Here is a 25515-nt window from a genome sequence, read left to right as displayed (position 1 = left end):
GCGGATAAAATCCGCGCTCGCCCTCCGAGGGCGCTGTGGTGCAGACCATGGCGCCCTCAGTTCATTCTGACACTCTGACTACAACCTGACCTGCTGGGAACACTATGCAGAATTTCCTGCTCGCGGTCGATCGCCTGTCCACCTGGATAGGCAAGATCTTTGCCTGGACCGCCCTTATCCTTACCCTCACGATCAGTTGGGAGGTGTTCTCGCGTTATGCGCTGAACCAACCCCACGCCTGGATGCTGGACTTCCAGATCATGATGTACGGCACGCTCTTCATGACGGCTGGCGCCTACACGCTGTCCAAGAACGGCCATGTGCGCGGTGACGTGCTCTATGGTTTCTTCCGCCCGCGCACACAGGCCACGCTCGATCTGATCCTCTATTTCATCTTCTTCCTGCCCGGCATCACCGCGCTGACATGGGCTGGCTGGACCTACTTCAACGAATCGCTGGTGATCCGCGAGCAGACCTTCTCGGCTGAAGCGCTGCCGGTCTACCCCTTCAAGTTCATCATCCCGCTCTCGGGTGGTTTGCTGCTGCTCCAGGGTATCGTCGAGATCATCCGTTGCATTCAGTGCATCCGTGACGGCGAATGGCCCTCGCGCGAAGAAGACGTCGAGGAAGTCGACGTCGAAAAGCTAAAGGAAATGGTTCACGTGAAAGACGAAGACATCCAGGCGCTGGACAAGTACGTCGTGAAGGAAGGCGCCCACAAATGAAGATCCGCAAAGAACTCTGGTTCGGCTTCACCCTCATGGGGCTGATCATCCTGGCCGCCCTGACCATGCTGGTCAGCGTCGACAAGATCACCAACGGCCACATCGGCCTGCTGATGCTCTCGCTCGTGGTCGTGGCCATCATGCTGGGCTTTCCCACGGCGTTCACGCTGATGGGCATGGGCATGATCTTCACCTGGGTCGCCTATGAGGAAAACACGACCAAGACACTGGACCTGATGGTGTCCGCGGCCTACAAGGTCATGAGCAACGACGTGCTGATCTCGATCCCGCTGTTCGTGTTCATGGGCTACCTGGTCGAACGTGCCAACCTGATCGAAAAGCTGTTCCGCAGCCTGCACCTGGCCCTGGCGCGCCTGCCCGGCGCCCTGGCCGTCGCCACGCTGGTGACCTGCGCCGTGTTCGCCACGGCCACCGGCATCGTCGGTGCCGTGGTCACGCTCATGGGCCTGCTGGCCCTGCCGCAGATGCTGCGCGCGGGTTACGACGTCAAGATGTCGGCCGGTGCCATCACGGCCGGTGGCTGCCTGGGCATCCTGATCCCGCCCTCGGTCATGCTGATCGTCTATGGCGCCACCGCCGGCGTGTCCGTGGTGCAGCTGTATGCGGGTGCCTTTTTCCCGGGCCTGATGCTGGCCGGTCTGTACATCCTGTACGTGATCATCGTGGCCAAGTTCAAGCCGCACATGGCTCCGCCGCTGACCGAGAAGGAACGCTACATTCCGCTGCCGCCGCTGCTGGAGAAAGTGGCCCCTGCGCACACCTCGCTGGCGCTGCCGGCCCTGCTCAAGGCCCTCAAGGGCCAGCGCAATGCCGATGTGCCCACCAGCTATCTGCTCAAGCAGCTGGGTGTGGTGCTGATGCCCCTGATCCTGTTTGTCTTCGTGGCCTTGTGGAGCTACGCCAGCGTCACCACCGTGCCGCCGGTCGAAGAGGTGAGCTCGCTGCAAGTCATGGGCGCCGGCAATGCCGACGAAGCCGCTGATGCGGACGAAGGCGGCCTGGCCGTGCCCCCGGGCACCGAGGCAGAAGAGATCGACAAGGCTGAAGCCGAGTCCGCGCCTGCGCTGGCCGAACCCGCCGAGCCGGTGGCCGCTGCCGCTGCGGCGCCGACCAGCCAGCCCGCCCCGGCCGGCTTCTGGATCGGTACTGGCGTCGGCGCGCTGGCGCTGGCTGTCTACTACGGCCTGCTGAGCTTCACGCGGTTTGAAGTCTTCAAGATGCTGCTGACCAGCTTCTTCCCGCTGCTGGTGCTGATCCTGGCCGTGCTGGGCTCCATCGTCATGGGCCTGGCCACGCCGACCGAAGCGGCCGCCGTCGGCGCGCTGGGCGGTTTCCTGCTGGCGGCGGCGTACAAGAAGCTCACGCTGAGTGTGGTGACCGAGAGCGTGTTCCTGACCGCCAAGACCTCGGCCATGGTGTGCTGGCTCTTCGTCGGCTCCGCCATCTTCTCCGCGGCTTTCGCCCTGCTGGGCGGCCAGGAGCTGGTGGAGAACTGGGTCATGTCGATGAACCTGACCAAGACCCAGTTCCTGGTGCTCAGCCAGGTCATCATCTTCATCCTGGGCTGGCCGCTGGAGTGGACCGAGATCATCGTGATCTTCATGCCCATCTTCATCCCGCTGCTGGACAACTTCGGTGTCGATCCGCTGTTCTTCGGCCTGCTCGTGGCCCTGAACCTGCAGACCGCCTTCCTGAGCCCGCCGGTGGCCATGGCGGCCTTCTACCTGAAGGGCGTGAGCCCGCCGCACGTGACGCTGAACCAGATCTTTGCCGGCATGTTGCCTTTCATGGGCATCCAGGTGTTTGCCATCATCCTGCTGTACAACTTCCCTGCCATCGGCCTGTGGCTGCCGCAGGTGCTGTACAAGTAATCAGCCGTACGCTGGTGGATCGATCAAGGGGCGCGCAAGCGCCCCTTTTTCTTGGTCGGTCAGCCGGGAAACGGTAAGATTGACGTTTACGTAAACGTCAACGTGGGTACACCATGACCGACCTGTCCGCCGACTTCAAGGCCCTCGCGAATTACCGTCCCACGCACAAGGTGCGTTTTGTCACCGCAGCCAGCCTGTTCGACGGGCACGATGCGGCCATCAACATCATGCGCCGCATCCTGCAGGGCATGGGCGCCGAGGTCATCCACCTGGGGCACAACCGCAGCGTGGACGAGGTCGTCACGGCCGCACTGCAGGAAGACGTGCAGGGCATCGCCATCAGCTCCTACCAGGGCGGTCACGTCGAGTACTTCAAGTACATGATGGACCTGCTCAAGGCGCGCGGCGGCGCCCACATCCAGGTTTTCGGCGGCGGCGGCGGAGTGATCGTGCCCACCGAGATCCGCGAGTTGCAGGCTTACGGCGTGACGCGCATCTACAGCCCCGAGGATGGTCAGCGCATGGGCCTGGCCGGCATGATCGGCGAGATGGTCATGCGCTGCGACCGGGACATCAGCGCCCTGGCACCGAAAAAGATCGACGCCCTTCAGGGCCATGGCGAGGCCGCCTGGCGCGCGCTGGCCCAGCTCATGACGGCACTGGAGAACGGCAGCGCCGATGCGGGGCTGGTCGCACGCTTGCGTGAGCAAGCGGCCGCCAGGAAGGTTCCCGTGCTGGGCATCACCGGCACCGGCGGCGCCGGCAAGAGCTCGCTTACGGATGAGCTGATCCGCCGCCTGCGCCTGGACCAAGGCGATGCGCTGCGTGTGGCCGTGATCAGCATCGACCCCTCGCGCCGCAAGAGTGGCGGCGCCTTGCTGGGTGACCGCATCCGCATGAACGCGATTTCCCCTTGGGCGCAGGGACCACGTGTTTTCATGCGCTCACTCGCCACACGCGATGCCGGCAGCGAGATCAGCGCGGCCCTGCCCGATGTGGTGGCCGCCTGCAAGTGCGCCGGCTTCGACCTCATCGTGGTCGAGACCTCGGGCATCGGCCAGGGCGACGCCGCCATCGTGCCGCATGTGGATGTGCCGCTGTACGTGATGACACCCGAGTTCGGCGCCGCCAGCCAGCTCGAAAAGATCGACATGCTGGACTTCGCCGAGTTCGTGGCCATCAACAAGTTCGACCGCAAGGGCGCGCCCGACGCCCTGCGCGACGTGGCCAAGCAGGTGCAGCGCAACCGCGAAGCCTGGAGCATCCCGCCCGAGCAGATGCCGGTCTTCGGCACCATGGCCGCGCGCTTCAACGACGACGGTGTGACCGCGCTCTACCAGGCCCTCAAGGTACGGCTGGGCGCATTGGGCCTGAAGCTCGAAACCGGCCGCCTGCCGGTTGTGAGCGTGCGCCACAGCAGCAACCAGAGCCCCATCGTGCCCGGTGCCCGTACGCGTTACCTGGCCGAGATTTCCGACACGGTGCGTGGCTACAAGCGCCGTGCGCGGTCCCAGGCCCGCCTGGCGCGCGAGATCCAGCAGCTCAACGCGGCCGCGGCCATGCTCAAGCAGGACAAACCGGATCGCGCCAAGGCCGCCGAGGCGGCGATCGATCTGGCGCAGTCGCGCCAGCTGCAGATGGATGCCGATGCCAGCCGCCTGCTGGCCCAGTGGCCCGCCATGCAACAGGCCTATGCGGGTGACGAGTACGTGGTGAAGATTCGCGACAAGGAGATCCGCACCGCGCTGACCACCAAGTCACTCTCGGGCACCACCATCCGCAAGGTGGCGCTGCCGCAATACGAGGACCACGGCGAAATCCTCAAGTGGCTGATGCTGGATAACGTGCCCGGCAGCTACCCCTACACGGCCGGCACCTTTGCCTTCAAACGTGAGAACGAAGACCCCACGCGCATGTTCGCAGGCGAGGGCGACCCCTTTCGCACCAACAAGCGCTTCAAGCTGCTGAGCGCCAACATGCCGGCCAAGCGCCTGTCCACGGCCTTCGACTCGGTCACGCTTTACGGCAACGACCCGGACCCGCGCCCCGACATCTACGGCAAGGTCGGCAACTCGGGCGTGAGCATTGCCACGCTGGACGACATGAAGGTGCTCTACGGGGGCTTCGACCTCTGCGACCCGGCCACGTCCGTGAGCATGACCATCAACGGCCCGGCGCCCACCATCCTGGCCATGTTCATGAACACGGCCATCGACCAGTACCTGGCCAAATTCAAGACCGACAACGGCCGCGTGCCCACCGACACCGAAGCCGAAAAGATCCGCGAGTGGGTGCTGGAGAACGTGCGCGGCACCGTGCAGGCCGACATCCTCAAGGAAGACCAGGGCCAGAACACCTGCATCTTCTCCACCGAGTTCTCGCTCAAGGTCATGGGCGACATCGCCGAGTTTTTCGTGCACCACGGTGTGCGCAATTTTTACAGCGTGTCCATCAGCGGTTATCACATCGCCGAAGCCGGCGCCAACCCCATCAGCCAGCTGGCCTTCACCCTGTCCAACGGCCTGACGCTGGTGGAAGCGTATCTCGCGCGCGGCATGCACATCGACGACTTCGCGCCCAACCTGTCCTTCTTCTTCTCCAACGGCATGGACCCCGAGTACACCGTGATGGGCCGCGTGGCGCGCCGCATCTGGGCCGTGGCCATGAAGGAGAAGTACGGCGCGAATGAACGGTCGCAGAAGTTGAAATACCACATTCAGACCAGCGGCCGCAGCCTGCACGCGCAGGAGATCCAGTTCAACGACATCCGTACTACGCTGCAGGCCCTGATTGCCATCTACGACAACTGCAACTCGCTGCACACCAACGCCTTCGACGAGGCCATCACCACGCCCACGGAAGATTCCGTGCGCCGTGCGATGGCCATCCAGCTCATCATCAACCGCGAGTGGGGGCTGGCGAAAAACGAGAACCCCAGTCAGGGCGCTTTCATCATCGAGGAGCTGACCGAGCTGGTGGAAGAGGCCGTGCTGGCCGAGTTCGAGCGCATCAGCGAGCGCGGTGGTGTGCTGGGCGCCATGGAGACCGGCTACCAGCGCGGCAAGATCCAGGACGAGAGCATGACCTACGAGATGCTCAAGCACACCGGCGAGCTGCCCATCATCGGTGTCAACACCTTCCGCAACCCGCACGGCGACACCGTGATGGAGAAGCTGGAGCTGGCGCGCTCGACCGACGAGGAAAAGCAGAGCCAGCTCAAGCGCCTGGCCGACTTCCACGCGCGCCACGCCGACGAATCGCCGGCCCAGCTGCAACGCCTGCAGCAGGCCGTGATCGAGAACCGCAATGTGTTCGCGGTGCTGATGGACGCGGTGCGTGTCTGCTCCCTGGGCCAGATCACCACTGCGCTGTTCGAGGTCGGCGGCCAGTACCGCCGGAACATGTAAACCCTATTGCTGCTTGGCCAGCGGCAGGTTGAGCAGCAGGTTCTGCGGCTTCAGGCGCAGCAGGCCCTGCGCGTTCATGGCCAGGCCCAGGTAGACCGGTTTGCCCGCCAGTTCGGCCTGCATCTGGGCCGGGTCGGCAAAGCTCAGGCGGAACAGGCTGACCAGGCGCTGCATGCGCTCGGGCTCCACCGTCTGCTCTTCGTACAGATCGTTGAGGATGGCCGTGGCCTCGGTGTCCAGGCCGATGTGCCAGCGCCAGGCCGTATCGTCCACGCGCGCCAGCGGCTCGATCGTCACTTCCACGCCCAGCAGGTGCTGCACCCAGAGTTCCAGCACCCGCGCCAGCGCCTTCAGGCCGCTGCGTGCGCGTGTCATGCGCAGGGTCAGGCCGTGGCTCAGCTCCTGCTGCACTTCGTGCGTGAGGTCCAGCAGGTAGTGGTAACGCTCGCTGCGTTCCCAGTAACGTGCGGCGTTCGATGCATCGAGCACGGCCAGCTCGGCCTCGCGTAGCCGGGACTTGTTTTCCATCAGCAGGCGGCCGATCTCGCCCAGGCCGGCGTTCTCGCTGTACAGGTCCACCACGGCCTGGTCGGCGGCCAGCACCTGGCCCTCCTGCACGGTCAGGCGCTGCGGGCGGAACAGCAGCTCGGCCGCACGCAGCTGCTGCGCGTCCTCGTTGTCCGCCAGCAGGCCGCGCAGCATGGCCTGCACGATCAGGTCGATGAAGAGCGGGGGGATGGTGATGCGGCCGCTGCGCATGAGCTGCAGGTAATACGCCTCCAGCGTGCCGGCAGCCAGCAGGGCGTCGCGGAAGTCCAGGAAAAACTGGTAGTTGTCACGCGCATCGGCGTCCTTGAAACGCGCCAGTGTTTCCGGCGCGACCGACTGCAGCGGATCGTCCCGCAGGGCCTGGTGCAGCCGGCGTTCGGCCTTGCAGGACTCGGGGACCAGGGCCAGCTCGGGCCGGTCGAGGAACAGGCGTAGGTAGTCCGGCGTGACGAGCAGCCAGCCCTGCGCATTGCGTTGCAGGCGGTCGTAACCGCAGGAAGGCCAGAAGTTCATGGCCGCGGCGCTGTCGGTGCCGGTGCGGTGGGGATCAGCCGGCCTTGGGCCAGCAGGCGCAGCGTGGACAGTGCGAGGAAGGCGATGACCACCGAGGCCAGGGCCAGGCCGACGGCGGCGACGGCCGGCGGCCAGGCGCCACGGTAGACCACCTCGATCAGGACGGCGGCAAAAGCCGCTACCGGGAAGGAAAAGGACCAGAACCCGATGGCGAAGGGCAGGTGCCCCCACCACTTGTAGCGTGCCATGACCGCCACCAGCGGCCCGGCCGCGATGCCCAGGCCGATGATGAGCAGCTCACCCGGCAGCTGCGGCCACAGCGTGGCCACCGTCAGCGTGCCCACCGTGGCAGGCGCCAGTTCCAGGCCGATGGTGGGGCGCAGGGCCTCGGGCATGGCGCCTTCGAACAGGCGGTTGAGCACGCGGATCTCCAGCAGCGCCCAGCTGACCAGGCCCATGCCCAGGAGCAGGGCGGCCCAGCCCGGGTAACCCAGCACCTGCAGGGCCATGCCGCCCACATAACCGCCGGCGACCGGGGGTACATAAAGTGCCGGGGTGACCGCACCGGCGGGCAAGGAGGCGTTGGTGATGATGGCCACGATGCGGATGGCAATCACCCCTTGCATCGCCAGCGTGGCCAGCAGCAGGAGCAGCCAGCCGGCATGGCCGGGTGTGCCGAAATAGATGATGCACAGCAGGATGGACAGTGGCACCAGCGCCATCAGCGAGCCGGCCAGCGGGTGGGTGAACTCGGCGGCGATGGTCTGCGGATGCCGCAGGCATTTGGCCAGATAGATCAGCAGCAGGACAGCCAGGACGGCCAGGGCGGACCAGGCCAGCAGGTCGCCGACGTCGCGGGCCCAGGCCCAGCCGAATTGCGTGGCACGGCGCCAGGCGCCACCGAGCGCCAGCAGGCCAACGGGGATGGCAAAAAGACCGACAGGAAAACGCAGGAGCCAGGACGGGATATGCATGCGCCCGATGCTAGCAGCACCGCGGGCCGCGCCAGCGGCTCAGTGGTTGCTGAGCTCGCCCGGAATGGTCTCTTCGTCCAGTTCGTCGTCGACCGGGTTGACGGCGTAGGGGATCAGGGGTTTGTCCAGCGGGCGCAGCTTGTGGCGGCGCAGTGCACGCAGGGACTTGGAATGCTCCATGGCCTGGAGCACGATCTCCGGCTCCATCATGAGGCTGAAGGGGTTGAGCGAAATGGGGTTGGTTCTCACAGGTTTTCCTTGCATCACATCATTTGCGGATGTGGTGCAATCACTCTAGGCCCCGTGTCAGCCAACTTGAATCGGCATCTGCCGGTTTCGCGTGTCGGAATTTACCTGACAAGCACCTCTGCTGTGCCTGACACCGGCGCTCAGCCGGCCGCGCGGATCAGCGCGGCGGCCTTCTCGGCCATCATGATCACCGGTGCGTTGGTATTGCCGCCCACCAGGCCGGGCATGACCGAAGCATCCACCACCCGCAGGCCCTGCAGCCCGTGCACGCGCAGCTGCGCATCCACCACGTCCAGCGGGCCCGGCCCCATGCGACAGCTGCCCACCGGGTGGTAGATGGTGTCGGCATGGTTGCGGATGAATTCCTCGATCTGCGCGTCGCTTTGTGCGCCGGCCGAGGCCGGCAGCTCGCGCGCGCCGAAACGCGCCAGCGCCGGTTGCGACAGGATGCTGCGCATCAGCTTGAAGCCGCGGATCAGCCGGTCCATGTCGTCGCGCTCGGCCAGGAAGGCCGGGTCGATCAGCGGCGCGGCCAGCGGGTCGGCTTGGCCCAAGCGCACGCTGCCGCGGCTTTTCGGGCGCAGCAGGCAGACATGGCAGGAATAACCGTGGCCCGTGGTCGTGGTGCGGCCGTGGTTTACCAGCTTGCCCACCACGAAGTGCAGCTGCAGATCGGGGATGGGCTCGCTGGCCTGGCTGCGGATGAAACCGCCGGCCTCGGCGAAGTTGGTGGTCAGCATGCCGCTGCGCTGGCGGCGCCACTCGAAGATGCCGCGCACCATGTTGAGCGCGCCCTTGAAGGACAGGCCGAACAGGTCGGTCAGCTGCGGCGCGTCGTAGACCAGCACCACGTCCACGTGGTCCTGCAGATTGCAGCCCACGCCGGGCAGCTCGTGCAAGGGCGTGATGCCGTGCCCGCGCAGCTGGTCCGCCGCGCCGATGCCCGAGAGCATCAGCAGTTGCGGCGAGAGCAGGGCGCCGGCGCTCAGCAGCACCTCGCGGCTGGCGCGCAGTTCGCGCTGCTGGCCGTCCTGCACGAACGCCACGCCCACGGCACGCTTTCCTTCCAGCAGGATGCGCGTGGCATGCGCGCCGGTGAGCACGTGCAGGTTGGCGCGTGTACGGTGGGGTGTGAGGTAGGCCTTGGCGGCGCTGTAGCGCTCGCCGTTCTTGTGCGTGACCTGGTACAGGCCCACGCCTTCCTGCCCGGCGCCGTTGAAGTCGGGGTTGTGCGCATAACCGGCCTGGATGCCGGCCTGCACGAAGTCCGGGCTGTGGCGGTTGGGGCAACGCAGATCCATCACGTTGAGCGGGCCGCCGCTGCCGTGGAAATCGTCCGCACCGCGTTCGTTGTGTTCGGCCCGCTTGAAAAAAGGCAGCACGTCGGACCAGGCCCAGCCGGGGTTGCCCTGGGCGGCCCAGTCGTCGTAGTCGCGCGGGTGGCCGCGCGTGTAGATCATGGCGTTGACCGAACTGGAGCCGCCCAGCACCTTGCCGCGCGGCTGGTAACCGCGCCGGCCATTCAGGCCGGCCTGCGGCACGGTCTGCAGGCCCCAGTTGGCCTGGCCGCTCTTGGCCAGCAGCGCCAGGCCGGCCGGGCAATGGATCAGCACGCTGTCGTCACGCGGGCCGGCCTCCAGCAGTGCCACCTGCACGCCCGGGTCTTCCGACAGGCGCGCCGCCAGGACGCAGCCGGCCGAGCCGCCGCCGATGATGATGTAGTCGTACATGAACAGTCTCCCGCTGCTGGCATGTTAGCGACAGACCCCCGGTTGCTGCCCCGGGTGATACCCGCATGCCGGCTTGACTTGCATCAAAAGCCAGGTGCAAACCCCCTGTTCAGTCCGGTACGGCAAGGCATACTGCCAGCATGCGACTGGCCTTGTTGTCCGACCTTCATGCCAACCTCCAGGCCCTGGAGGCCTGCCTGGCACATGCCCAGGCGCAGGGTGCCGAGCGGCTGGCCTTCCTGGGTGACCTGGTCGGTTATGGCGCCGACCCGGGGCCCGTGGTGCGTCGCATCATGGATCTGGCCGACGAAGGGGCCCTGGTGCTCAAGGGCAACCACGACGACATGGCGGCCCATCCACCCGCGGGCAACACCACCCTGGGCGAGAGCACGGCCTGGTGGACGCACGAACAGCTCGATGTCGTGCAGCGCGCCTTCCTGGCCGGGCTGCCCATGACCGTGCAGGACGATCGCGTGCTGCTGGTGCACGCCACCGCCGATGAACCCGCGCTCTGGCGTTATGTCTATGACGCGCAGGTGGCCGCCCTCAGCCTGGAAGCTGCCGGCAAGCTCGAGGGAGTGCGCTACGTCTTTGGCGGCCACGTGCACCGCCAGTCGCTCTATTACCGTGGTGCGGACGACAAGCTCATCTCCTTCGTGCCCACGGCCGGCGTGGCGGTGCCGGTGTCGGCCCGGCGGCACTGGCTCGCCACCATCGGCTCGGTCGGACAGCCGCGTGACGGTAGTCCCAAGGCCATGTACGCGGTGTTCGACACCACGCAGGCACAACTGACTTTCCACCGGGTGGCCTACGACCACCACGCGGCCGCCGAGGCGATCCGCGACGCCGGCCTGCCCGACTTCTTTGCCGACCGCCTGGAGCTGGGACGATGAAACTGCTGGAGCCTGGCAGCGAACTGGATGGTTTCGTGGTGGAGGAGTGCATCCACCACGGCAGCATGGCCCACATCTACCGCGTGCACTACGCCAACGGCGCTCCCGATCCCGGCTTCCCCCTGGCCATGAAAGTGCCGCGCATGGCCGAGGGCGACGGCGCGGAAAACATCGTGAGCTTCGAGGTCGAGCACCAGATCCTGCAGGCCCTGAGCGGCCCGCACGTGCCGCGTTTTGTCGCGGCCGGTGACCTGGAGCGCCTGCCCTATCTGGTCATGGAGTACGTGCCCGGCCGCACCCTGGAGCACTGGCTGGAGCAGCCTGAGTCGACGCCCATCGAGGAAGTGGTGGCGCTGGGCGTGGCCCTGGCCCATGCCGTGCACAGCCTGCACCAGCAGAACACCGTGCACCTGGACCTCAAGCCGGCCAATGTGCTGGTGCGCGATGATGGCCGCGTGCTGCTGCTGGACTTCGGCCTGTCCTGCCACGCGCACTACCCCGACCTGCTGGCCGAGGAGCTGCGCCGCGCGGTCGGCTCGCCGGCCTGGATGGCCCCCGAACAGGTGGTGGGCGTGCGCGGCGACCCGCGCAGCGACGTCTTCGCCATCGGCGTGATGCTCTACCAGCTGCTCACGCGCGAGCTGCCCTTCGGCGAGCCCGTGACGGCCGGCGGCCTGCGCCAGCGCCTGTGGATGGAGCCGCCGCCGCCGCGCCGTTACCGCCCCGAGCTGCCGGCCTGGCTGCAGGAAGTGGTGCTGCGCTGCCTGGCGCCCGAGGCCGCGCAACGCTACCCGTCCGCAGCCCACCTGGCCTTCGACCTGCAGCACCCGCAGCAGGTGCGTATGAGCGCGCGCGGCGAACGACGACACGGCGCCGGGGCCTGGTTCCTCTTCAAGCGCTGGGTGCGCGCTGCCGGTTTGCACTACCAGCCCAGCCCGCTGCCCGAGCGCCAGATTGCCGAGGTGCCCATCGTTCTGGTGGCCGTGCCGCACCAGGACGTGAGCGATGCCACGCTCTATTCGCTGCGCGAGGCGGCGGCGCGTTCGCTGGGCACGCGCCCCGGCGCGCGCCTGGCCTGCGTCACGGTCATCTCTCCCGGTGCGACCAGCTCGGTCAGCGAGCGCGACAGCGAAACCAGTGTGCACCGGCGCTATCTGACACAGCTCAGGCTGTGGGCCCAGCCGCTGGAGCGGCCCGGGCACCAGACCTCCTGCCACGTGCTGGAGTCAGGTGACGTGGCGCAGGCGCTGATCGACTACGCGCGCGGCAACCGCGTGAGCGTCATCGTCATGGGGGCGGCCACGCACGGCCTGAAGACCCAGCGTTTCATCGCCACCGTGCCCATCAAGGTGGCCATGGACGCGCCCTGCACCGTCATCCTCGTCAAGCAGACCCTGCCCTTCGAGCAGCTGGCGACGCCCATGGAAGAAAAAGTCAGAGGCTGAAGTGCTTGCGCACCATGCGCGTGAGCAGGGCCTGCAGCTGTTCCTCGTCGGCCTCGGTCAGTGTGCGGTAGACCGTGGCGGCCTGCTGGTCGAAGACCTGCACCAGGTGCGGGTCGAAATGCTTGCCGGATTCCGCGCGCAGGGCCGCCATGGCGGTTTCAAGGGGCACCGGTTCCTTGTAGGGCCGGCGCGAGCACAGCGCATCGAACACGTCGGCAATCGCGAAGATGCGCGCCACCATCGGGATGTCGGTGCCCGCCAGGCCGCGCGGGTAGCCGCTGCCGTCCCACTTCTCGTGGTGGCCGGCCACCACGGCCTGGCCGCCGGCCAGCCAGCCCGAACCGCTGACGATGTCCTCGCCCGCGGCCACATGCGTGTGCATGATGAGCATTTCCTCATGACTCAGCGGGCCGGGTTTGAGCAGGATGTGCTCGGGGATGCCGATCTTGCCCACGTCGTGCAGGAAGCTGCCGACGATCAGCTCCTGCATGCGTGTGCCGTGCAGGCCCACGGCCTCGGCCAGCGTGGCCGAGATCCAGGCCACGCGGTAGTTGTGGATGCCGTTGTCCGAATCGCGCCGCGCGATGGCGCGGCCCAACGCCTCCATCATCGCGATGTGCGACTCCAGCAGCTCCCGCTGGCGGCTCTGGCTGTCGCGGTTCAGGCGCAGCACCAGCGGGTAGAGAGCGGCGCCGCACAGCAGCACGGCCAGTGCCGTCAGCAGGCCCGTGCGGCGCGCGTCGGCCAGCATGCGCGCGCGCTGCCAGTCCGGCACCAGGCGAGCACCCTCGAAATAAGCGGCCAGCGCCTGGCCCTCGCTGCGCAGCGGGATGAACAGGAGCAGCACCGGGCGGCGTCCGGGCAGCCAGCGCCGCTCAAACCAGGGTTGGGTGTAGTTGCGCGCGTTGCGCGGCGGCAGCTCGGCATCGAGTGCGCGGCCATCGGCGCTGAACTGCTCGGCCATCAGCAGGCCGCCGGCGGTGTAGATCTGTGCGATGTCGAAATGGCTGGCGGCCAGCGCCTGCGCCGCGGCCTGCGCATTGCGCGTGGCCAACACGCCCTCGGGGCGGTAGGTCTCGTGGCGCAGCAGGCGCTGCGTGTCTTCGGTGGCCTGGGCCACCAGCGTGTCCTCGGCCTTGTCGTGGGCGATGAAGCCCGCCGCCAGGCCGGCCAGCGCGGCCACGGCCAGCGCCACGCCAGCGGTGCCGAGCGCGAGCTTGCGGTGGAAAGGAAGCAGGGGCGACATGCGAACCAGTGTAGCCACGCCCCTGTGGCCCCGGCCTAGGGAAAACGCCAGCGACACCGCACACGGATTGCGCAGGCGACAATCGGGGCATGACCCAACCTGAAACTGCCGCCCGCCATCCCTTCGAGCAGCTCACGCCCGACGTGGTGATGGACGCGCTGGAGGGCCTGGGCCTGTCCTGCGACGGCCGCCAGCAGGCCCTGAGTTCCTATGAGAACCGGGTCTACCAGGTGCAGCTGAACGACGGGCAGGCGGTGGTGGCCAAGTTCTACCGCCCCGCGCGCTGGAGCGAAGCGCAGATCCTCGAAGAACATGCCTTTGCGGCCGAACTGGTGGCCGCCGAGGTGCCGGTGGTGGCGCCGCTCACACTGAATGGCAGCACGCTGCACCGGCATGCCGGTTTCATGTTCTCGGTCTGCCCGCGCCGCGGCGGCCGCCCGCCCGAGCTGGACGATGAAGAGGTGCTGGAGTGGATCGGCCGTTTCCTCGCCCGCCTGCATGTCGTGGGTGCGGCCCGGCCCTTTGCCAGTCGCCCCGCGCTCGATCTGCAATCTTTCGGACGCGAGCCCATGGACTGGCTGCTGCAGCACGAGATGATCCCGCTGGACGTGCAGTCGAGCTGGCAGCGCAAGTGCGAAGAGGCGCTGGCCCTGATCGCGCAGCAGCCGGTGCTGACGGGCGCGCCCAGCGACATCCGCCGCCTGCGCCTGCACGGCGACTGTCATTCGGGCAATGTGCTCTGGACGCCGGTGGACGTGCCGGCCGCCGCCGGGCCGGGGCCGCATTTCGTGGACCTGGACGACGCGCGCATGGGCCCGGCCGTGCAGGACCTGTGGATGCTGCTCTCGGGCGACCGCGCCCAGCGCACCTACCAGCTCAGTTGCCTGCTCGACGGCTATGAGCAGATGCGGGAGTTTGATCGCCGCGAGCTCGCGCTGATCGAACCACTGCGCACCCTGCGCCTGATCCACTACAGCGCCTGGCTGGCGCGCCGCTGGGACGACCCCACCTTCCCCATCAACTTCCCCTGGTTCGGCAGCAGCGACTACTGGCAGGGCCAGGTGCAGATGCTGGAAGACCAGATCGAGGCCATGCAGGAAGAGCCGCTGTCGGTCTAGCAAAAATTTGCCGGGCTTGGGTGGTGCGTTGTGTTTTGCCACCACATCCCCCATTTGGGGGATGGACGATCAGACACGAATCCCTTTAGGATGCGCCGGCCTGCACTTGGCAGGTGGCAAAAAACATGGGGAGCTGATCGATCATGAAACAAAGAATAATTGGCTGGACACTGGCTTTTCTGGCCTTGACACTGACGGGGTGCGCCACCCGGACCAAGATGGCATTCGAGGATGATACCCAGAAGGTGACGGAAACCAGCAAACCCATTTACCTGATGACCGCGACCATCAAGAACAACTACAAACCGTCCTACCAGCCGAATTTGATAGTCGTGAACGTGGAAAAGGCCGGGGCCAAGGAGGCCGCGGACCGGCTCAATTTCACGATGGACGACAAGGCCATGAACAAGGCCGTCGCGGCCGATGCGGGCAACAGCTACCTGCTGCGCCTGGAGCTGGAGGCCGGTCGTTATGAGATCCGGGGGCTGACCAGCCAGTCCATGTCCTTCCCCTTCGTCGCCATGTTCTTCACGCCGCTGCATGCGCCGCTCGACGTCAGCAAACCCGGCGTGTATTACCTGGGTCATGTCACTGCCACGGTGCGCGAACGCCAGGGCGAAGAGTTCAAGGCCGGTCCTTCGGTGCCTCTCATCGATCAAGCGGTGGCAGGAGCATCGAGTGGAACTTTCGATGTAGAAATCAGTGACCGGTTTGCGACCGATGAAGCTGTATTCCGCGCCAAGTTCCCTGCCTTGAACGGGGTGGCGATCCAGAAAGCTTTGCTGCCCGCCTTTGACCGGGCCAAGGCGCAGCAGTGGTGGGCCGCGAACTAGGCGCCATCCCAGTGCCAGCAGGAGGAGCGGGCTTGCTTGCTCCTGCTGGCTGAGACGTGGCCCTGCTCGCAGCCAACCAATGCGAGCCAAGTTCGGGATAGCCCGGGTGCGGTCTTGTTGCCCTGCGGCTAGCATGCATGCATACCTATCAGGAGACTGCATCATGCGATTCCCCATTCTGCGCGGCCTGCTGGCCGTGCTGCTGCTGGCAGCCGGCGCGGCCCAGGCCCAGAACTACCCCAGCAAGTCGGTGCGCATCGTCGTGCCTTTCGCCGCGGGCGGCCCGGCCGACAACTATGCGCGTTTCATCGGCCAGCGCCTGAGCGAAACCCTGGGCCAGCCCTTCGTGGTCGACAACCGGCCCGGGGCCGGCTCCATCATCGGCACCGACGTGGTGGCCAAGGCCCCGGCCGACGGCTACACCCTGCTGATGATGTCCAACACCCACACGGTGAACGAGACCCTCGTCCCCAGCAAGCCCTTCGTGCTCATGCGCGACTTCGTGCCCGTGGCACCGGTCAACTATTCCGACCTGGTGCTGGTCGCGCACCCCTCGCTGCCGGTCAAGAACCTGAAGGACATCCTTCAGCTGGCCAAGGACAAGCCCGGCAAGTACAACTACGCCTCCTCGGGCAACGGCACGCCGTACCACATGGCGGGTGAACTCTTCAAGAGCATGGCTGGCATCTACCTGGTGCACATTCCCTACCGCGGCAGCTCCGGCGCGCGCACCGACATCATCGGTGGCCAGGTCGACATGATGTTCGACGCCGTCACCACCATGGCCGAGCAGGCCCGTGCCGGCAAGGTGCGCGCCATCGCCACCAGCGGCCGCCAGCGCTCGGCCGTGCTGCCCGACGTGCCCACCCTGGCCGAGGCTGGCCTGCCCGGTTACGAAGCCACCATCTGGCTCGGCCTGATGGCGCCCAAGGGCACGCCGCCGGCCATCGTTCAGCAACTCAACGAGGCGGTGAGCAGGATCGTGAGCCAGCCCGAGGTGGTGCAGCTCTGGACCAAGCAGGGCGCCGTGGCCATGAAGATGAACCCGCAGGAGTTCGACAAGTACATGCGCGAGGACATCGACAAGTGGTCGAAAGTGATCAAGAGCGCCGGCATTAAAGTCGACTGAACCTGCCGGCGACAAAACTGCGACACTTCACGACATGAGTTCTTTGCACATCCTTAGCGGCGGCGCTGCCCAGGGGCTGGTCAACCAGCTGCGCGGCGCCATCTACAACGAAACCGGCCGCGCCGTCGAAGGCAGCTTCGGCGCCGTGGGCCTCATGCGCGACAAGCTGCTCGCGGGCGAGCCCTGCGACGTGGTCATCCTCACGCAGGCGCTGATCGCCGATCTCACCAGCAACGGCCACGTCCAGCCCGGCAGCGCCACGCCGCTGGGGGTGGTGAAGACCGGCGTCGCCGTGAAAAGCGGCGAGCCGCAACCGAAGGTGGACACGCCCGAAACACTCAAGGCCGCGCTGCTGGCTGCCAAGGGCATCTACTTCCCCGACCCGGTCAAGGCCACGGCCGGCATCCACTTCATGAACGTGCTCAAGCAACTGGGCATAGACCAGCAGGTGGCTGGCGCGCTGCGCCCCTACCCCAATGGCGCCGCCGCCATGAAGGCCATGGCAGAGGCCAGCGGCGCGGGCCTGATCGGCTGCACCCAGGTCACGGAAATCCTCTACACACCGGGTGTGCAGCTCATCAGCCTGCTACCCAAAGAGTTTGAACTGGCCACGGTCTACACCGCCGCCATCGCAGCCAAGGCCGAGCAGCCGCAGGCCGCACGCATGATGATCGACCTCATGGCCGCACCGGCCGCAGCGGAACTGCGCCGCGCAGGCGGCTTCGAATAAGCGCTGGCGCCGCTGGGCGCAGGCACCAGGGAGGGTAAACATGTTGATCCGTCGTCATCTCCTGGGCCTGCTGGCCGGCCTGGCCCTCCTGGGTGGCTGCGCCACGGCGCCGTCGCCCTCGCTCAGCGAGGCCCCGCCCATCGTCTTCGTGCACGGCAACGGCGACAGCGCCGCGCTGTGGTTGACCACACTCTGGCGCTTCGAATCCAACGGCTGGCCGCGCGAGCGCCTGTACGCCATCGAACTACCCTACCCGCTGGCGCGGGACGATGACAGCAAGTCCCAGCCCGGCCGCAGCTCTACCGCCGAGCACATGGCTTTTCTGAAGGCCGAAGTCGAAAAGGTCTTGCGCGCCACCGGTGCGCAGCAGGTCGTGCTCTTCGGCAATTCACGCGGGGGCAATGCCATCCGTCACTACATCCAGAACGGCGGCGGTGTCGCCACGGTCTCGCACGCCATCCTGGGCGGCACACCCAACCACGGCGTCTGGGCCATCCCCGGTTTTCGCGAAGGCAACGAGTTCTCGGGAACGGGGCCTTTCCTCACGGGCCTGAACGCACCCAAGAACGCCAATGGCGACGAGGTCACGGGCCCGGTGCGCTGGCTCACCCTCCGCAGCGACAACAACGACAAGTTCGCCCAGCCCGACGGCCTGTGGATCGGTGCCAAGGGCAAGCCCACCAACGTCACGTATGCCGGCCCCGAACTCAAGGGCGCCACCAACATCGTGATCCCGCGCATCGACCACCGCGAGACCTCCTTTTCGCCTGCAGCCTTCGCCGCGGCCTACAGCTTCATCACCGGCCGCGCCACCCTGGTGCGCGACATCGTGCCCGAGTCGCGGATCGAACTCGGCGGTGTCATCACCGGCCAGGGCGTGGACCCGCTCAATCCGGCCACGGGCAACTTCGCCAACAACCTGCCCATCGCCGGCGCCGAACTGACCATCTACGCCACCGATGCGGCCACGGGCCAGCGCACGGGCGCGGCGGCCTACACACGCAAGGTGGGGGCCGACGGCCGCTGGGGGCCCTTCACGGCCCAGGCCGGCACGGCCTACGAGTTCGAGATCCAGGCGCCCGGCTACGCCACCACGCACATCTACCGCAGTGCCTTCCCGCGCTCCAGCAGCATCGTCAACCTGCGGCCCGAGCGTATCGCCGCTGCCGACCAGGACGCCCAGGCGCTGGCCATCTTCACGCGGCCGCGGGGTTACTTCGATGCGCAACGCGACCAGATGCGCTTCGACGGCCAGACCGCGCTGCCGGGTGTGCCGCCGGCTGGCGCCGGCGTGTCCAGCGCCAAACTCAAGCTGCCCAGTGCGGCAGACCGGGCCATCGCGGCCGAGTTCAATGGCGAAAAACTGGTGGGCCGGGTCTGGCCGGCGGCGCAGCAGCGGGTGACGGTGCTGGAGCTGACGTACTGAGCGTTTCTGTACGTGCGGGCTGAGTTTGGCGCCCTAATTCATTGTGCGGCGCTTAAGTTCGCGCAATGAATTGTTTTATAAGTCGTTGTTTTTGTTGATATTTTTTTTAATTTTGACTATCTCTAAAGCTTACTCAAAGGTCTTCCAACTTATAGACCTTGTATTCCATCAGTTTCCATCGAGCCCATCGGCGTTGGCCGTGCAGGAACACAGCGCGTTCTTCCCGGAGTTCATGCATCAGAGCTTGCACGGCACTGGCAGGTAGTGCTGGCAGTACTTGGCGTAGTTCTGCGAGTGGGGCACCTTCTTCTTTTTGTTTGGACAGGTGCTTGAGAAGAAGCGCCTTGTTGGTTTCGCGGTCCAGTCCTTTTTTGCGAGTGTGCGTGCCTTTGGCACCCAACGCAGCATAAAGCGCTTCAGACAGGATATAACGCACTCCCCGGCCACGTCCTACGACTTCCACTGCCCCTACGCTTACCAGACCAGGCAAGCGTTCCTTCATGTGCGGCGACAGTGGTTGTTCGCGATGCAGCGCATCCAGCGTCAGAAAATCCTCGGTGGAAAATGAACGCAGGGTTTGCTCACCCAGGCGTTCCAGGAAGCGTACAAAGGCCGGGCTTCGTACCATGCCATCCAGTGTCAAACGTACTTCGTGTTCGGCTGTGCCTGCAAAACTGGGCAATTGTTTACCTTGACGGATGGCGCTTTCGAACATCAGGTTCATACCTTGACCCGACCGTTCAATCAGGCCGCATTTGGCAAGTGCCTCGGCCAGTCGGCGATTGCGCGGGTTTTGCTGATCCAGGATGTTGGCTGGGGTGATACCAGGCGGCAAGCCCCCGGGGCTCACCACTTCCAGTCGTTGAGGGTATTGGCGAACGAATACCGAGCCACCCAGCCGGTAATCACGATGTGCCACTGCGTTGAGCAACGCTTCGCGCATTGCGACTTCGTCAAACGTCAGCAAATCCAGACGGAAAAGACCATCTTGGTAGCTTTGCTTTTCGTTGCGCAGGTTGATCTTGTTCCACAGTGCGTCCTGCCAGTTAAAGAAGCCCTCCCGGTATTCCTCGCGGTCGGCTGCAGGGCCTGAGGCATCGGATGGGCGGTATTCAAATACCAGTTCCGCCTGTGCCAGCCATCCCCCCAGGGCAGCACGCGTGCCGAACAGGATCAATGCGGCATAAGTGATCTGCCCGCCCAGCAGCAGTTCAGCATTCGTGAGCGTTTCAGTGTCGTTCCAGCGTAGCTTGCGTTCGTCGTGCGACTTCCTGGCCCACCGCTCACGAAACAGCGCAATGGCTGCCGGTGCCAAGTCTTGCAGTCCGGCGCCCGGGCACAGTTCGGCGGAAAAATCGGGGCCAGTTTCTGCAAAGATGTTTTTGAGTTCGACGTCACCCAAAGCCGTCAATTCGTCGCCAGCGCGTTTGAGATAGCGGCCATCGATCTGCCAGGCTGTGCCGGGCAGGCGCGCTGGTACGTGTACGATCAAAACACGTCCTGCGGGTACTCGCAACTCTTCTATCGGGATGCGCTGTGACAATCGTTCATGTAGTCCTGCTTCGGTTCGCCCAGGTTCTTCAAAAGCGCTTGTGCCCACGATCTGACGCGGACGACGATCACTGACTCCCAGAATGATCTTGCCGCCACCTTCATTCGCCAAGGCTACACAGTACTGCACCAGTTTGTCGAAGTGGTAGTTGTTCCTGGCTTCCTTGAACTCCAGCCGCAAACCCTCTGGTTCGGCCAGCCAATACACGAGTTGCTCTGGTGTGGTGATCATGATTCGATAATCTTACAGACACTCACAGAAGAGGTGTGAGCGTCGATGACCTCGATCCTTTTCAAATGTCTGCGCGACGCGGCGGTCGTGCTGCTGCTGGTCTGGGGGGCTTGTCTTTCCCGCGGCGGTGTGAGTGTGGTGTTATCCCCCGTTTGGGGGATGGGCCTATTGTTTCGACCTTCCTAGAATTTCAATCACCTATGCGGGGGTTTACAGTTTGCGAATACACCTACCAGACTGCGCGCAGCACAAGAAAGCCAATACGAAACAAGCACTGGGACGCTCCAAGGGGGCTCAGACCATGAACATCCGGCTAGGATAGCCTGCACTTTTACGGTCTGTATTTAGTTAAAGGGCAGAAGAGATGATGGAATACCTGAAATGGATGGAGCAGCACTTCGAGCTGTTCTTCGTGTTCTGCTTTTTGTGGGTGTTGGCCTGGGGCGCCTTCTTCGCGTGGCGACGCCATGGCGCAGGACCAACCCATCCACCATTTTCTGGATCGGATGTTCGTTTCTCGGAGAAATATGTATCGGGTTCGTCGGACAAAAATCTGTTCACCCGTGTCGGTGGTGCGCGGAATGCACTAGTGGTAACGGTTCTAAAGGATGCCTTGCTCGTTGAGCCGGTGGGTATCTTCAAATGGCTCATGCCTCCTGGCTTCAACGATCTGGAACACTACGTCCCGCGATCGAATATCCTGCGTGTAGAGACCGCTTCAACGCCGAGTCGAAACAGGGTGCGCATCGAGATCCGAGGAAGGGACGGAGCGACGCGCATACTGATGCTCGCAGTACGAGGGCATGAAGAGCTTCTTTCTGCACTCAGGTCATAAAAGACTGCTCTCTAACAATGTCGCCAAGTTGCGCAAGATATGCGACGAACGCTTCTCTGGGCCGCAATTGCTTCCCTCCCCCTGATTGTCACTGTCGTGGGTGGGAGTGCGCCCGAGTCCTGGAATAGTCCAGTGGTTGGCAAAGGGCCTGTAATTGAGTTCTTGACGACCTGGTGGTGGGGAATGATTGCAGTGACGGCAATCGCGGCGAACCTCTATTTCGTTGGCCACGCTTTGATGAGTATCGGGAAATCAGGCTTTTCACGTCTCCTCTGGGCGATAAGTATGCTTTTTGCTGGCCCACTGGTTGCGCCGTTATATTGGTGGAAGTTCAGCGATGCAAAATAGCCCTTCAGTCAAGTGCAGAAGCCTTTGATATTTGCCCGCTTCTTCAGGACTCAACCATGCCACTGACCCGAATCTCCGCACCCCGGCACCTGCCCCACGCCAAGGTCAAGGCGCTGGCCGACGCGGCACAGGAGGCCCTGGTCAGCACCTGCAATGTCCCGCCCAATGACCTCTTCCAGTTGCTGGCGCGCTTTGATGCCGAGGAGATGATTCTGGACCCCACCTTCGGCGGTGTCAGACGGTCGTTAGACGCCTGCATCGTGGAGATCACCTTTCTCCAGGGGCGAACGGACGAGCAGAAGCGGCAGCTTTACAAGCAGTTGACTGCGCGCGCCGTCGAGGCAGGGTTTCGCCCCGATGACGTGATGATCGCCCTCGTGGAGAATTCCCGTATGGACTGGTCGCTGGGGCATGGCGTGGCTTACGCGGATCACGTCCAGTCGTCGAAGCAAGCCGAGAGCTGACGCTGAAAACCAGGAGGGAAAGCATCCGCCCACGCTGACGGCATCCCCCCCTATCAAAAACAAAAACCGCCCGCAGGCGGTTTTTCTTTGGGCGTGTGCCGGCTCAGGGTTTCTTGAGCAGCCGGTGCTCGATCTCGCCCACGATGCCGCGGCGGAAGAGCAGTACGCAGACCACGAAGGTCAGGCCCATGATGATGGTGACCCAGGAGCCGAGGCCGGACAGGTAGTTCTGCATGGCCACGATGATGCCGGCGCCGAGGACGGGGCCCAGGATGGTGCCCATGCCGCCCAGCAGGGTCATCAGCACCACTTCGCCGGACATTTGCCAGCTCACGTCGGTCAGCGTGGCGATGCCGAAGGCGATGGCCTTGATGGCGCCGGCCAGGCCGGCCAGCGTGGCCGAGAGCACGAAGGCCAGCAGCTTGTAGCGGTCCACGTTGTAGCCCAGGGACAAGGCGCGCGGCTCGTTCTCGCGGATGGATTTCAGCACCTGGCCGAAGGGCGAGTGGATGATGCGGTAGATCAGCGCGAAGCCGCCCACGAAGAGCGCCAGCACCACGTAGTACATGACCCGGTCGTTGTGCAGGTCGATCAGGCCGAAGAGGCTGCCGCGCGGGATGCTCTGGATGCCGTCCTCCGCGTAGGTGAAGGGCGCCTGCACGCAGATGAAGTAGATCATCTGCGCCAGGGCCAGCGTGACCATGGCGAAGTAGATGCCCTGGCGGCGCACGGCCAGCCAGCCGGTGACGACGCCGATGACGGTGGCGCTCAGCGTGCCGGCCAGGATGGACAGCTCGGGCGTCAGGCCCCAGACCTTGGCGGCGTGGCCCGAGACGTAGGCCGCGAAACCGAAGAACATGGCGTGGCCGAAGGAGAGCAGGCCGGTGAAGCCGATCAGCAGGTTGAAGGCGCAGGCGAACAGGGCGAAGCACAGCAGCTTCATGAGGAACATGGGGTAGCCCACGAAGGGGGCCACCAGCAGGGCGAGCAGCAGGGCGCTGTAGAGGAGGGCAGACTTCTTCATTATTTTTCCCGGCCGAAGAGGCCTGCGGGTCGCACCAGCAGCACGATGGCCATGATGATGAAGACCACGGTGCTCGAAATCTCGGCGTAGAAGACCTTGGTCAGGCCTTCGATCAGGCCCAGCGCCAGGCCGGTGAGGATGGAGCCCAGGATGGAACCCATGCCGCCGATCACCACCACCGCGAACACCACGATGATGATGTTGGAGCCCATCAGCGGGCTCACCTGATAAATCGGCGCGGCCATCACGCCGGCCAGGCCGGCCAGGCCCACGCCGAAGGCGTAGGTGAGGGTGACCATCAGCGGCACGTTGATGCCGAAGGCCTTGACCATGTTCGGGTTCTCGGTGCCGGCGCGCAGGTAGGCACCCAGGCGCGTCTTCTCGATGACGTACCAGGTGAACAGGCACACCACGATGGACACCACCACCACCCAGGCGCGGTACTTGGGCAGCATCATGAAGCCCAGGTCGTACACGCCGCGGAACAGCGCGGGCAGCTCATAGGGCAGGCCCGAGGAGCCATAGAACTCGCGGAAGAGGCCTTCGAGCACCAGGGCCAGGCCGAAGGTCAGCAGCAGGCCGTAGAGGTGGTCGAGCTGGTGCAGCCAGCGCAGCATGGTCTTCTCGATGACGATGCCGATGGCCGCCACCCCGATGGGGGCCAGCAGCAGGGCGAACCAGTAGTTGACGCCGGCGTAGTTGAGCAGCATCCAGGCGAAGAAGGCGCCCACCATGTAGAGCGCGCCGTGCGCGAAGTTCACGATGTTGAGCATGCCGAAGATCACGGCCAGGCCCAGCGACAGCATGGCGTAAAAGCAGCCGTTGACCAGCCCGAGCATGAGCTGGCCCATCAGGGCCTGTATCGGGATACCAAAAATTTCTGACATGTTCATCCGGATCGGAGAGGGGCGGGCCCGCGCGTGCGGCCCGCCCGTTCAGGTCACATCAGCTGCGCATCACTTCTTGATGGCAACGCAGCGGCTGTTGGCCAGGGACTGGAAGGCGTCGTCACCCTTGACCGTGCCCTTGAGGTTGTAATAGTCCCAGGGGCCCTTGGATTCGGCGGGCTTCTTGACCTGGAACAGGTACATGTCGTGCACCATGCGGCCGTCTTCGCGCAGCTTGCCACCCTTGGCGAACATGTCGTTGATGGGCGTGGAGCGCATCTTGGCCATGACGGCGGCGGTGTCGTCCGTGCCGGCGGCCTTGACGGCGTTCAGGTAGTGCAGGGTGGCCGAGTAGACGGAAGCGTGGTTGGAGTTGGGCTTGCGGCCGTTCATCACCTTGCTGAACTTGTCGGCCCAGGCGCGCGTCTCGGGGTTCATGTCCCAGTACCAGCCTTCGGTCAGGTACAGGCCCTGTGCGGTGTTCAGGCCCAGCGCATGCACGTCGGTCAGCAGCATCAGCAGGGCGGCCAGGTTCTGCTTCTTGGTCAGGCCGAACTCGGCCGCAGCCTTGATGCTGTTGACGGTGTCGCCGCCGGCATTGGCCAGGCCCACCACCTTGGCGCCGCTGGACTGGGCCTGCAGCAGGAAGGATGAGAAGTCGCCGGTGGACAGCGGGTGGCGCACGGCGCCCAGCACCTTGCCGCCGGAGGCCACCACCGTGCTGCTGGTGTCCTTCTCGAGCGAGTGGCCGAAGGCGTAGTCGGCGGTCAGGAAGTACCAGGTGTTGCCGCCGTCCTTCACGATGGCCTTGCCCACCACGTTGCTCAGGGCGATGGTGTCCATCAGGTAGTGGATGCCGGTGGCCGGGGCGCAGTCTTCATTGGTCAGGCGCGAGGAGGCGGCGCCATTGACGATGGTGATCTTGTTCTTTTCCTTGCCCAGGGCCTGCACGGCCAGGGCCACGGCGGAGTTCAGGTTCTCCACCGTCATGTCCACGCCGTCGCGGTCGAACCAGGCCTGGGTGACGTTCTTGGCGATGTCGGGCTTGTTCTGGTGGTCGGCGTTCACCACTTCGATGGGCTTGCCGAACATCTTGCCGCCGAAGTCCTGCACGGCCAGCCTGGCCGCAGCCACGGCGCCGGGGCCGCCGTAGTCGGCGTAGACGCCGGACATGTCGGTCAGCACGCCGATCTTGACGGCGTCGCCCGAGAGCTTCTGGGCCTGGGCCAGGCCAAAGGTGCCGGCCAGGGTGGCCGCCACGGCGGCGGCGATCAGTTTGCGTTTCATGCTTGTCTCCTAGAAATGGTTGTCAAAA

The 25515-nt window shown here is 65.0% G+C and carries 21 protein-coding genes; 12 read left to right on the top strand and 9 right to left on the bottom strand.

Features of this window, described 5'->3' with window-relative positions; all coding sequences use genetic code 11:
• The first annotated feature begins 104 nt into the window (after positions 1-104).
• The 3 genes from AO057_RS01675 (at position 105) to icmF (ending at position 6024) form a co-directional block, all read left to right on the top strand.
• Positions 105-725, top strand: coding sequence for a TRAP transporter small permease subunit (locus AO057_RS01675; RefSeq protein WP_057673994.1), 621 nt, complete (start codon positions 105-107; stop codon positions 723-725).
• On the top strand, positions 722-2617 hold the full coding sequence (locus AO057_RS01670) for a TRAP transporter large permease (protein WP_057673993.1): 1896 nt from the start codon (positions 722-724) through the stop codon (positions 2615-2617). Before AO057_RS01675 ends, AO057_RS01670 begins: the two co-directional genes overlap by 4 nt.
• Before the next feature lie 113 nt (positions 2618-2730).
• On the top strand, positions 2731-6024 hold the full coding sequence (gene icmF, locus AO057_RS01665; protein WP_057673992.1) for a fused isobutyryl-CoA mutase/GTPase IcmF: 3294 nt from the start codon (positions 2731-2733) through the stop codon (positions 6022-6024).
• A gap of 3 nt (positions 6025-6027) precedes the next feature.
• Here icmF and AO057_RS01660 read toward each other — a convergent pair whose 3' ends face one another.
• The 4 genes from AO057_RS01660 to AO057_RS01645 all read right to left on the bottom strand — a co-directional run bounded on the left by AO057_RS01660 (position 6028) and on the right by AO057_RS01645 (position 10039).
• Positions 6028-7086, bottom strand: coding sequence for a DUF6352 family protein (locus tag AO057_RS01660; RefSeq protein ID WP_057673991.1), 1059 nt, complete (start codon positions 7084-7086; stop codon positions 6028-6030).
• Positions 7083-8060, bottom strand: a complete 978-nt coding sequence (locus AO057_RS01655; protein WP_057673990.1) for an SLAC1 family transporter — start codon at positions 8058-8060, stop codon at positions 7083-7085. Before AO057_RS01655 ends, AO057_RS01660 begins: the two co-directional genes overlap by 4 nt.
• A 39-nt stretch (positions 8061-8099) precedes the next feature.
• Entirely contained in the window at positions 8100-8309 is a 210-nt protein-coding gene (locus AO057_RS01650) for a hypothetical protein (RefSeq protein ID WP_057673989.1), read from the bottom strand.
• A 140-nt stretch (positions 8310-8449) separates the two neighbouring features.
• Positions 8450-10039: a GMC family oxidoreductase gene (locus tag AO057_RS01645; RefSeq protein WP_057673988.1), complete on the bottom strand. Its 1590-nt coding sequence runs from the start codon at positions 10037-10039 to the stop codon at positions 8450-8452.
• A 140-nt stretch (positions 10040-10179) separates the two neighbouring features.
• Here AO057_RS01645 and AO057_RS01640 point away from each other — a divergent pair, with 140 nt between their 5' ends.
• Together AO057_RS01640 and AO057_RS01635 are read left to right on the top strand one after the other, a co-directional pair.
• Complete coding sequence (locus AO057_RS01640) at positions 10180-10932, top strand: metallophosphoesterase family protein (RefSeq protein WP_057673987.1); 753 nt, start codon at positions 10180-10182, stop codon at positions 10930-10932.
• The gene (locus AO057_RS01635) at positions 10929-12377 is read left to right on the top strand and encodes a serine/threonine protein kinase (protein ID WP_057673986.1); all 1449 of its coding nucleotides are present in this window, start codon (positions 10929-10931) and stop codon (positions 12375-12377) included. Before AO057_RS01640 ends, AO057_RS01635 begins: the two co-directional genes overlap by 4 nt.
• On the opposite strand, the gene AO057_RS01630 is transcribed toward AO057_RS01635, so the two are convergent.
• Positions 12367-13623, bottom strand: a complete 1257-nt coding sequence (locus tag AO057_RS01630) for an HD-GYP domain-containing protein (RefSeq protein WP_057673985.1) — start codon at positions 13621-13623, stop codon at positions 12367-12369. The two genes, AO057_RS01635 and AO057_RS01630, sit on opposite strands and share 11 nt — an antisense overlap.
• A gap of 89 nt (positions 13624-13712) precedes the next feature.
• Between AO057_RS01630 and AO057_RS01625 the strand changes: the two genes are divergently transcribed.
• The 5 genes from AO057_RS01625 (at position 13713) to AO057_RS01605 (ending at position 18859) form a co-directional block, all read left to right on the top strand.
• Positions 13713-14741 carry a serine/threonine protein kinase gene (locus tag AO057_RS01625; RefSeq protein WP_057673984.1) on the top strand — a complete coding sequence of 343 codons (1029 nt, stop codon included), beginning with the start codon at positions 13713-13715 and terminating at the stop codon, positions 14739-14741.
• A gap of 143 nt (positions 14742-14884) precedes the next feature.
• Positions 14885-15574, top strand: coding sequence for a hypothetical protein (locus tag AO057_RS01620; RefSeq protein WP_240480713.1), 690 nt, complete (start codon positions 14885-14887; stop codon positions 15572-15574).
• A gap of 163 nt (positions 15575-15737) precedes the next feature.
• The gene (locus AO057_RS01615) at positions 15738-16703 is read left to right on the top strand and encodes a tripartite tricarboxylate transporter substrate binding protein (protein ID WP_057673982.1); all 966 of its coding nucleotides are present in this window, start codon (positions 15738-15740) and stop codon (positions 16701-16703) included.
• 34 nt (positions 16704-16737) lie between these two features.
• Complete coding sequence (locus tag AO057_RS01610) at positions 16738-17433, top strand: molybdate ABC transporter substrate-binding protein (RefSeq protein ID WP_057673981.1); 696 nt, start codon at positions 16738-16740, stop codon at positions 17431-17433.
• Between the two features lie 40 nt (positions 17434-17473).
• Positions 17474-18859, top strand: coding sequence for an alpha/beta fold hydrolase (locus AO057_RS01605; RefSeq protein WP_057673980.1), 1386 nt, complete (start codon positions 17474-17476; stop codon positions 18857-18859).
• A gap of 133 nt (positions 18860-18992) precedes the next feature.
• Here the strand turns inward: AO057_RS01605 and AO057_RS17350 are convergent, their stop codons facing one another.
• Positions 18993-20642 (bottom strand): ATP-binding protein, encoded by a 1650-nt coding sequence (locus tag AO057_RS17350; protein ID WP_082605370.1) that lies wholly within the window; start codon positions 20640-20642, stop codon positions 18993-18995.
• A gap of 367 nt (positions 20643-21009) precedes the next feature.
• On the opposite strand from AO057_RS17350, the gene AO057_RS17660 reads away from it, so the two are divergent.
• Together AO057_RS17660 and AO057_RS01580 are read left to right on the top strand one after the other, a co-directional pair.
• Positions 21010-21477: a hypothetical protein gene (locus AO057_RS17660; RefSeq protein ID WP_156404447.1), complete on the top strand. Its 468-nt coding sequence runs from the start codon at positions 21010-21012 to the stop codon at positions 21475-21477.
• 404 nt (positions 21478-21881) lie between these two features.
• Positions 21882-22289: a tautomerase family protein gene (locus tag AO057_RS01580; RefSeq protein WP_057673975.1), complete on the top strand. Its 408-nt coding sequence runs from the start codon at positions 21882-21884 to the stop codon at positions 22287-22289.
• A gap of 103 nt (positions 22290-22392) precedes the next feature.
• Here the strand turns inward: AO057_RS01580 and AO057_RS01575 are convergent, their stop codons facing one another.
• The 3 genes from AO057_RS01575 to AO057_RS01565 all read right to left on the bottom strand — a co-directional run bounded on the left by AO057_RS01575 (position 22393) and on the right by AO057_RS01565 (position 25487).
• On the bottom strand, positions 22393-23313 hold the full coding sequence (locus AO057_RS01575) for a branched-chain amino acid ABC transporter permease (RefSeq protein ID WP_057673974.1): 921 nt from the start codon (positions 23311-23313) through the stop codon (positions 22393-22395).
• Positions 23313-24200, bottom strand: coding sequence for a branched-chain amino acid ABC transporter permease (locus AO057_RS01570; RefSeq protein WP_057677134.1), 888 nt, complete (start codon positions 24198-24200; stop codon positions 23313-23315). The genes AO057_RS01575 and AO057_RS01570 overlap by 1 nt, the downstream gene beginning before the upstream one ends.
• Positions 24201-24269: 69 nt before the next feature.
• Positions 24270-25487, bottom strand: coding sequence for an ABC transporter substrate-binding protein (locus tag AO057_RS01565; RefSeq protein WP_057673973.1), 1218 nt, complete (start codon positions 25485-25487; stop codon positions 24270-24272).
• Between the last annotated feature and the right edge of the window lie 28 nt (positions 25488-25515).

The organism is Curvibacter sp. PAE-UM, from assembly GCF_001432305.1.
In the GTDB taxonomy this organism is placed as follows: domain Bacteria; phylum Pseudomonadota; class Gammaproteobacteria; order Burkholderiales; family Burkholderiaceae_C; genus Hylemonella.
The sequence above is the reverse complement of the archived record's forward strand: the minus strand, read 5'-3'. Positions and strand labels throughout refer to the sequence as shown.

What these genes read in the sequence shown, in the direction of transcription:
- AO057_RS01570 (WP_057677134.1), bottom strand. Translation starts at nt 24,200, where the DNA reads ATGTCAGAAATTTTTGGTATCCCGATACAGGCCCTGATGGGCCAGCTC.
- AO057_RS01575 (WP_057673974.1), bottom strand. Translation starts at nt 23,313, where the DNA reads ATGAAGAAGTCTGCCCTCCTCTACAGCGCCCTGCTGCTCGCCCTGCTG.
- AO057_RS01580 (WP_057673975.1), top strand. Translation starts at nt 21,882, where the DNA reads ATGCCACTGACCCGAATCTCCGCACCCCGGCACCTGCCCCACGCCAAG.
- AO057_RS01660 (WP_057673991.1), bottom strand. Translation starts at nt 7,086, where the DNA reads ATGAACTTCTGGCCTTCCTGCGGTTACGACCGCCTGCAACGCAATGCG.
- AO057_RS01625 (WP_057673984.1), top strand. Translation starts at nt 13,713, where the DNA reads ATGACCCAACCTGAAACTGCCGCCCGCCATCCCTTCGAGCAGCTCACG.
- AO057_RS01630 (WP_057673985.1), bottom strand. Translation starts at nt 13,623, where the DNA reads ATGTCGCCCCTGCTTCCTTTCCACCGCAAGCTCGCGCTCGGCACCGCT.
- AO057_RS01620 (WP_240480713.1), top strand. Translation starts at nt 14,885, where the DNA reads ATGAAACAAAGAATAATTGGCTGGACACTGGCTTTTCTGGCCTTGACA.
- AO057_RS01565 (WP_057673973.1), bottom strand. Translation starts at nt 25,487, where the DNA reads ATGAAACGCAAACTGATCGCCGCCGCCGTGGCGGCCACCCTGGCCGGC.
- icmF (WP_057673992.1), top strand. Translation starts at nt 2,731, where the DNA reads ATGACCGACCTGTCCGCCGACTTCAAGGCCCTCGCGAATTACCGTCCC.
- AO057_RS01645 (WP_057673988.1), bottom strand. Translation starts at nt 10,039, where the DNA reads ATGTACGACTACATCATCATCGGCGGCGGCTCGGCCGGCTGCGTCCTG.
- AO057_RS17350 (WP_082605370.1), bottom strand. Translation starts at nt 20,642, where the DNA reads ATGATCACCACACCAGAGCAACTCGTGTATTGGCTGGCCGAACCAGAG.
- AO057_RS01675 (WP_057673994.1), top strand. Translation starts at nt 105, where the DNA reads ATGCAGAATTTCCTGCTCGCGGTCGATCGCCTGTCCACCTGGATAGGC.
- AO057_RS01655 (WP_057673990.1), bottom strand. Translation starts at nt 8,060, where the DNA reads ATGCATATCCCGTCCTGGCTCCTGCGTTTTCCTGTCGGTCTTTTTGCC.
- AO057_RS01670 (WP_057673993.1), top strand. Translation starts at nt 722, where the DNA reads ATGAAGATCCGCAAAGAACTCTGGTTCGGCTTCACCCTCATGGGGCTG.
- AO057_RS01640 (WP_057673987.1), top strand. Translation starts at nt 10,180, where the DNA reads ATGCGACTGGCCTTGTTGTCCGACCTTCATGCCAACCTCCAGGCCCTG.
- AO057_RS17660 (WP_156404447.1), top strand. Translation starts at nt 21,010, where the DNA reads ATGGAATACCTGAAATGGATGGAGCAGCACTTCGAGCTGTTCTTCGTG.
- AO057_RS01635 (WP_057673986.1), top strand. Translation starts at nt 10,929, where the DNA reads ATGAAACTGCTGGAGCCTGGCAGCGAACTGGATGGTTTCGTGGTGGAG.
- AO057_RS01610 (WP_057673981.1), top strand. Translation starts at nt 16,738, where the DNA reads ATGAGTTCTTTGCACATCCTTAGCGGCGGCGCTGCCCAGGGGCTGGTC.
- AO057_RS01615 (WP_057673982.1), top strand. Translation starts at nt 15,738, where the DNA reads ATGCGATTCCCCATTCTGCGCGGCCTGCTGGCCGTGCTGCTGCTGGCA.
- AO057_RS01605 (WP_057673980.1), top strand. Translation starts at nt 17,474, where the DNA reads ATGTTGATCCGTCGTCATCTCCTGGGCCTGCTGGCCGGCCTGGCCCTC.